This window comes from Synechococcus sp. MU1655 (assembly GCF_023630655.1).
Classification (GTDB): Bacteria; Cyanobacteriota; Cyanobacteriia; order PCC-6307; family Cyanobiaceae; genus Synechococcus_C.
Genome location: NZ_JAKUHK010000094.1, coordinates 1 through 6,866, shown reverse-complemented (window position 1 = coordinate 6,866; position 6,866 = coordinate 1). Strand labels below are relative to the sequence as shown.

At 52.0% G+C, this 6,866-nt stretch carries 9 protein-coding genes and 1 tRNA gene; 4 read left to right on the top strand and 6 right to left on the bottom strand.

Translation table 11 applies throughout. The features are described 5' to 3' along the window. Nucleotides 1-216 precede the first annotated feature (216 nt). The 3 genes from NCN04_RS05965 to cbiD all read right to left on the bottom strand — a co-directional run bounded on the left by NCN04_RS05965 (nucleotide 217) and on the right by cbiD (nucleotide 3,802). Nucleotides 217-648 (bottom strand): hypothetical protein, encoded by a 432-nt coding sequence (locus NCN04_RS05965; RefSeq protein ID WP_250395479.1) that lies wholly within the window; start codon nucleotides 646-648, stop codon nucleotides 217-219. A gap of 343 nt (nucleotides 649-991) precedes the next feature. Next, nucleotides 992-2,578 (bottom strand): glutamine-hydrolyzing GMP synthase, encoded by a 1,587-nt coding sequence (guaA, locus tag NCN04_RS05960; RefSeq protein WP_048347634.1) that lies wholly within the window; start codon nucleotides 2,576-2,578, stop codon nucleotides 992-994. A 48-nt stretch (nucleotides 2,579-2,626) separates the two neighbouring features. Continuing rightward, nucleotides 2,627-3,802, bottom strand: a complete 1,176-nt coding sequence (gene cbiD / locus NCN04_RS05955; protein ID WP_502988760.1) for a cobalt-precorrin-5B (C(1))-methyltransferase CbiD — start codon at nucleotides 3,800-3,802, stop codon at nucleotides 2,627-2,629. Between the two features lie 54 nt (nucleotides 3,803-3,856). Between cbiD and NCN04_RS05945 the strand changes: the two genes are divergently transcribed. Further along, nucleotides 3,857-5,011, top strand: coding sequence for a pyridoxal-phosphate-dependent aminotransferase family protein (locus NCN04_RS05945; protein WP_048347632.1), 1,155 nt, complete (start codon nucleotides 3,857-3,859; stop codon nucleotides 5,009-5,011). Nucleotides 5,012-5,062: 51 nt separating this feature from the next. Next, nucleotides 5,063-5,134, top strand: a tRNA-Gly gene (locus NCN04_RS05940). Between the two features lie 3 nt (nucleotides 5,135-5,137). On the opposite strand, the gene NCN04_RS05935 is transcribed toward NCN04_RS05940, so the two are convergent. The 3 genes from NCN04_RS05935 to NCN04_RS05925 all read right to left on the bottom strand — a co-directional run bounded on the left by NCN04_RS05935 (nucleotide 5,138) and on the right by NCN04_RS05925 (nucleotide 5,953). Next, the gene (locus tag NCN04_RS05935; RefSeq protein WP_048347631.1) at nucleotides 5,138-5,332 is read right to left on the bottom strand and encodes a hypothetical protein; all 195 of its coding nucleotides are present in this window, start codon (nucleotides 5,330-5,332) and stop codon (nucleotides 5,138-5,140) included. Between the two features lie 87 nt (nucleotides 5,333-5,419). Then, a complete protein-coding gene (locus NCN04_RS05930) occupies nucleotides 5,420-5,623 on the bottom strand; it encodes a DUF8683 family protein (protein ID WP_048347630.1) in 204 nt (67 codons plus the stop codon). 39 nt (nucleotides 5,624-5,662) lie between these two features. Continuing rightward, nucleotides 5,663-5,953, bottom strand: a complete 291-nt coding sequence (locus tag NCN04_RS05925; RefSeq protein WP_048347629.1) for a chemotaxis protein — start codon at nucleotides 5,951-5,953, stop codon at nucleotides 5,663-5,665. 84 nt (nucleotides 5,954-6,037) lie between these two features. On the opposite strand from NCN04_RS05925, the gene NCN04_RS05920 reads away from it, so the two are divergent. Next, on the top strand, nucleotides 6,038-6,553 hold the full coding sequence (locus NCN04_RS05920) for an AbrB family transcriptional regulator (protein WP_048347628.1): 516 nt from the start codon (nucleotides 6,038-6,040) through the stop codon (nucleotides 6,551-6,553). Between the two features lie 64 nt (nucleotides 6,554-6,617). Further along, a partial coding sequence (locus NCN04_RS05915) for a DUF6554 family protein (protein WP_350223239.1) occupies nucleotides 6,618-6,866 on the top strand: 249 nt, incomplete at its 3' end.

Sequence of the window (6,866 nt, the reverse complement as noted above, 5' to 3'; positions counted from 1 at the left end):
TGTCGAACAAAAAACATCCACAAAAAACAAGTGCGAATTTATTATTATAGATCTTTGTCAAACGATTGAATTAATTAAACTCTTAACGAGAGAGGTGAGGGCTCAAAAGCCTCAGGACTGTCGCTAGCAGTCATATGCTTTGAATAGAGACATTTGCCGATAAAAATAAACAAATTAGCAATTGCAGCCTAATTCATTCGGCCATCCAAATCGGCACTAACGATAATCTTCCAGCCCACTTCTCCTGATAGCATATTCAACTTCTGTCGGAATATCTGAAGAGCCAAGATATACAGTCTCGTAATGCTTGTTAAGCAGCCCTAATAAATTCAGGCGATGCTGATAAGGATGCGCGCGTGGGCAAGAGATTTTTTGCCAGCAATCAACAGAGAAATGCCAACTTAAATCATAATTCGCAACTGATTCACTTTCATTGACCACAATATCCACTGCAAAATCATAGGCAGTCATTCCATACATTTGGATAACTCCATTATTTATCGAATGAGAAAGTATCGAATAAAAGTGATCGATCACTTCTTTTTGTTCAAATTTATTGCTCAATGATTTATACGGAAGGTCACAGCGATAACATTTTCCGTCTTGAACGATTTCAAGAGATGCATAGTAGGCGTGTCTTCTAGTCATTGACCTGCACCAAACAAGAGCTTTGAAAGATCACGATCAATAATAGCTGGAAAAGTCATATTTTTCAACTTAGACCGCAACGCCTGCCTTACAACATCGACGTATATTCGATGCAAAAGAATTCTACCGACAAATTCACCTCCTAAAAGCTTACCGCGAAACTTAAGTCAATCGCGGCGGGAGATCCCAACATCGAGCTTTTGATTGCTGAAATACCCATAACAACTGACCTCTCATGAGCTTATAAATAAATTCCCAGTGCCCTTTTGAATTAAATATCATTCTATTAGCTTGAAAAAAATTTTCTCAATGAGCTAAATGCATTTGTCGGTGCCAGCACTAACTATTCCCACTCAATCGTTCCTGGGGGCTTGCTAGTGATGTCCATTACCACGCGATTCACTCCTTTCACCTCATTCACAATCCGATTGGAAATCGCTTCCATCAGGTCATAGGGAAGCCTCGACCAATCAGCGGTCATGCCGTCCTCACTCGACACACAGCGCAGCACGATCGGCCAGGCATAAGTGCGCTTATCCCCCATCACGCCCACTGAGCGAACGGGAAGAAGCACCGCAAACGCCTGCCAAATGTCGTGATAGAGCCCTGCCGCATTCACTTCCTCGCGCACAATCAGATCGGCATCACGCAAACAATCAAGCTTGTCCTCCGTCACTTCGCCCAAGATGCGAATCGCCAGTCCAGGGCCTGGGAAGGGATGGCGACTCACGATCTCCTCGGGCAACCCGAGCGTTCGGCCCACTTTACGAACTTCATCCTTAAACAGTTTGCGCAGGGGCTCCACCAACTTGAAGCGCAAATCCTTAGGAAGTCCTCCCACGTTGTGATGGCTCTTGATCTTCACAGCCACACGCTCCCCGGTCTTGGGATCCACGTTGGTACCAGCACTTTCAATCACATCCGGATACAGCGTGCCCTGGGCTAAGTAATCAAATGGGCCAAGACGGCGACTCTCCTCTTCAAACACGCGGATGAATTCCGTGCCAATGATTTTGCGCTTCTCTTCTGGATCCGTAATGCCATCAAGCTTTTTAATAAAACGTTCTCGAGCATTGATATACTCAACATGAATATTAAATTTACGATCAAAGAACTCCATCAGGAATTCAGGCTCGCCTTTACGCATAAAGCCTTGATCGATAAACATGCAAGTGAGTTGATCTCCAATCGCTTTCTTCAATAAAAAAGCTAGAGTTGAAGAATCCACGCCTCCTGACAGGGCAAGCAACACACGCTTTTGACCAACTTGGTCACGCACATTTGCCACTGCTTCATCGATAAAAGCCTCAGTGGTCCAATCCGGTTCGCAACCACAGATGTGATAAACAAAATTGCGAATCATCACCATTCCACCGGTGGAATGAACCACCTCAGGGTGAAATTGAACGCCGTATAAGCGTCGCTTGTGATTCGCGATCGCCGCCTCAGGCGTATTCGCTGTATGCGCCAAACGCAGGAAGCCATCGGGCAAGGCCTCCACAGAATCACCGTGACTCATCCACATCGTGGAGCCACTCTCCACATTCGTGAGAAGTGCAGTGGGGTCATCCACCATGAGCGGAGCCTTGCCGTATTCAGCCTTACCCGTAGCCGCCACCACCTGACCACCAAGCTGCTGAACCATCAACTGCATGCCGTAGCAGACCCCCAGCACAGGGATGCCCAGATCCCAAATCGCTGGATCGCAGAGGGGAGCCTCATCGGCATAGACCGAACTTGGGCCTCCGCTGAGGATGATTCCACGCGGAGCCAAAGCCCTTAATTCTTCAGCGCTGGTGCTGTAGCCCAACACCACCGAAAACACCTGCGTCTCACGAACGCGGCGGGCAATCAGTTCCGAGTACTGGGAACCGAAATCAAGAATGACGATGGCCGGTTTGCGCTGACCTTCGCTCTGGACTGATGACATACCGCACTAGGACCGTCAAAGGAACGGCCTTCCAAACCTTCAGTTCCTTCAGCGTAGAGAAGGATCAAAGCCGGCCTCTTCCCCTTCCGAATGAATGCCAAGTCCGCAGCAGGCGAGAAGGGAGTGTCCTGTCAATCCGGTCCAACGCAACTGACGTTCGCGATCAAATAACGCGGCACCAACCCGCATAGACCAGGTGCCATAACGCTTTAGGTATGCCTCGCTTCGCACTTCAACAGCCTGTGCAATCGCTTGCCAGACCTGATCTGCACTGGTGGAATCGCACTTCTGAAGCTCTTGAAGCGCCGATTCCATCGACGCACAAGCCAGTAGGTCTTTGATCAGATCCACACCGAGTCCCTGCTGCAGGGCAATCGCCGCAAGAACCTCTAATCGACCATCCGCCAAATGGTGGTGGGTATGGAAGATCCCGCCGGCCAATTTGACCAGCTTTCCGTGATAGCCGAGCAACAGGAGGTTGCGAATACCCGCTTCCGCACTGGCCACAAGCAAAGGCCCAATCCAATTCCCTGCCTTAAGCAGAGGCTGTTGATCAGCAAGACCCAGCTGATGGGCGAGATCCAACCCGTTCTCCCCAATCACAAGGGTGAGGGATCCGCAGAAATCGGCTGCTCCCGCAATTGCCTGAAGAGCATCAAGACTGGCGCGCAGCTGATCCGGCGATGCACTCGACTGCACCTCGGCTTGCGTGCCGATCAAGGCCAAGCCGTCCACCACGCCAAACGCTGCATTACTCGTGCGCTGGGCTAATTCGCGGCCGAGCGGAAACACAACTTCCATCTGCAAACATCGACCAGGAGGAACCAGGTCGCGCAGATTGGCCTCCAAGACGCGGCGGGCGAAATCAGAAGCGCAAAGATCACCCTCAGGCCCCTGTCTGCCGATCCCCTCCCCCGGCACGATCTCCAACCAGCCTGTTTCCGGTTGACTCCAACGCACCTGAACCCAAATTTCTAAATCTCGAGTGAGATCAAGACCTGGACCTGGGTCGCAGCGGCTGATCGCCAAAGCTTGCTCACCTCCTTGCAAGGGCGCTGCCGATTGAAGCGGCACGCTGAGGGGCTGATCACGACCTGGAATCTGCAGCGATTGTGGAGTTTCGAACGCCTTTCCACACAACACTTTCGTGGCCGCTCGAGCTGCGGCGGCAACCCAGACGGGGAGTGTCAGCCCTTGGGGGGAGTCTGTGCGGGATTGGGTGATACCGAATAGCCAGCGGATCGTTTTTTAGAATGAACGATTGGCGCTCTTCCGGACGTGCAGGACAAGCTCACCCTGATGATCCCCGGACCCACCCCGGTGCCAGAAACGGTTCTGAAAGCGATGGGACGCCATCCCATCGGGCACCGCAGCGGTGAGTTTCAAGCGGTGGTGGAACGAACAACGGCCCAACTGCGCTGGCTCCATCAAACCAACAACGACGTACTGGTGATCACCGGTAGCGGCACAGCTGCCATGGAAGCTGGAATCATCAACACACTCAGTCGTGGAGATCGGGTGATCTGTGGCGACAATGGCAAGTTTGGCGAGCGCTGGGTCAAGGTGGCACGTGCCTACGGCCTTGAGGTGGAGGTGATCAGGGCGGACTGGGGACAACCCCTTGACCCAGACAACTTCCGGACCGTGTTGGAAGCCGACAGTGACAAAACGATCCGAGCGGTGATCCTGACCCATTCAGAAACATCCACAGGCGTGATCAACGATCTTGAAACGATCAGCCGCCACGTCCAAGCCCATGGCACAGCTCTAACAATCGCCGACTGCGTCACAAGCCTTGGCGCCACCAACGTGCCCATGGATGAGTGGAACCTGGATGTGGTCGCATCTGGATCCCAAAAGGGCTACATGATGCCGCCAGGGCTCAGCTTTGTCGCGATGAGTGAGCGAGCTTGGAAAGCCTACGAACGCTCCGATCTACCCAAGTTTTATTTGGATTTGGGTCCCTATCGAAAAACTGCAGCCAAAAACAGCAATCCATTCACGCCTGCAGTGAATTTGTACTTCGCTCTCGACGCCGCGCTGGAGATGATGCAGGCGGAGGGGCTTGAAGCGATTTTCGCCCGCCATGCGCGTCACCGCGATGCAGCACTCGCTGCGATGAAAGCGATCGGATTGACGCTGTTTGCAGCCGAAGGCCATGGAAGTCCGGCGATTACGGCAGTTGCACCTGCAGGAATGGATGCGGAACTGCTTCGTAAAACCATTAAAGATCGCTTCGACATTCTGTTAGCCGGCGGTCAAGACCATCTCAAAGGCAAGGTGTTCCGCATTGGCCATCTCGGCTTTGTTTGCGATCGAGATGTTTTGACCGCCGTAGCTGCCATTGAATCCGTGTTGCATTCACTTGGCTTCCATAAGGGCCAGATGGGTGCGGGACTTAGCGCTGCATCAGCCGTCTTAAGCAATAATTAGAGCAATTAATCATCAACTTGGGCATCGGGCGTGGGATAGGATCACGCCTATGCGGGTGTAATTCAGCGGTAGAATGTCAGCTTCCCAAGCTGGACGTCGCCGGTTCGAATCCGGTCACCCGCTTAGTCAAGATCTAGGTTTAATCAGTTGCATCACCTGAGGACCGACGGTGCCTGCGCGTCGTTCCTGTTCAAGGGCTTTCAAAATAAAAGATCCTGAAGACGAAACATCGCCTGCCTCGGCCGCAGATTGCGCTTGTTGAAAAAACACATCTGCTTTAGCAAGATGCTCCTGTTTTTGATTGGGAGCAGATTGCACCATCGTTGAAGTTCTATCGAGTACCGAATTCAACACTAAATGGACTTAGATATCAATAGTCTAACGAATCAATGATAAGCCAATCTCAACTCAAGTACCTGGCTCTTCGATGTTGCCTCCAAGTTCAGCAATCTGACCACGAAGCATTTCGCATCTACTGGCATCTCCACGTGTGATTGCAACAGCTAGAGCGAATTCCAGCTTTTCAAGCTGGTGACCACCTTCAAAGAAATTTTGGCAGTTGCGCGACGTGACTTCGCGCATCGCTGCGGAATTGGTCGATGAATGAGCCATGGATCGCTTTATTCAAATTGTGGCAACCATGGGGATGGGTTAGGCCGCCAAGTCTTGCTCCGAGCACATATCAGAGTTGGATTGATCCACCCATTGCGGATCAGAACGCAGTAGCAGGTCTCTGCAGTCGGTCAGCAAACGATCGACCCCATCAAGGCGTTCCATCTCATCTGTAGGCATGGTGTTGACCTCAGACGACTGGCGTTCCAGCTGAAGCTCCAAACTTTCAAGGCGGTTCTCAAGCTTGATCAGCCGTTGAGATAAAGCATTAAGGGTCTGGGCTACATCCTCAGCGGTACGCGTTATGCGAAAGGAAACGGACTGAGTCATCGCACCAGTAAACAGATGTGCCCCGATAACAGCACATCAGAACCACTCGAACCAGACTAAGGATCAATCTGCAGCGTGGTGTTCATGCCCCCACTCACAACGGTGCTCCTCTATCTCCTAGCCGGCACGAGCATGGGATTGCTTGCCACACGCACTGGAATCCCTGCTGCACCACTGGCAGGCGCACTGATCGGAACCGCGATGGTGAGCATGAGTGGACGCCTCGAGGTGGCTCAATGGCCAGCAGGCACAAAGACCTGTCTGGAAATCGCCATTGGCACGGTGATCGGTACAGGCCTGACTAAAACCTCACTCGATCAATTACAGCAATTGTGGAAGCCTGCGGTCTTGATCACGCTCACCCTTGTCCTCACCGGAATTGTGGTGGGGCTATGGAGCAGCAGACTGCTAGGCGTTGATCCTCTCGTCACCCTGCTGGGTGCAGCGCCTGGAGGAATCAGCGGCATGAGCCTGGTTGGAGCTGACTACGGCGTTGGCGCAGCTGTTGCTGCACTGCATGCCGTTCGCTTGATCACTGTCTTGCTCGTCATCCCTGTTGTGGTGAAACTGCTATCACCACTTGGGCTGGGTGATTCCTGACTCGGGCCTAGACAGAGCGATTTGAATCGATAATTTAGTTTCTGATCGCTTCAATCGTCCTGCCATGGCCCGACTGCGCCAGCGCCTTGCGCTCCTCCTCTCTCTGGCCGGTATAGCTGGACTTAGCCTGACTCCTTTAGAAGCGATCGCGGGGACACCTGAGGCCGTTAAGGGCGCAAAAATTTATTGTTATATGAGAAGTAGTAATAACGATCACAAGGTCAGTTGGGAAGCGGCTTATGCCTTGATCAAACGCCAAAAAAGCGGAATGTTCAAAACCTCACCAGAACATGCTGCAGTGATGATTACTGAG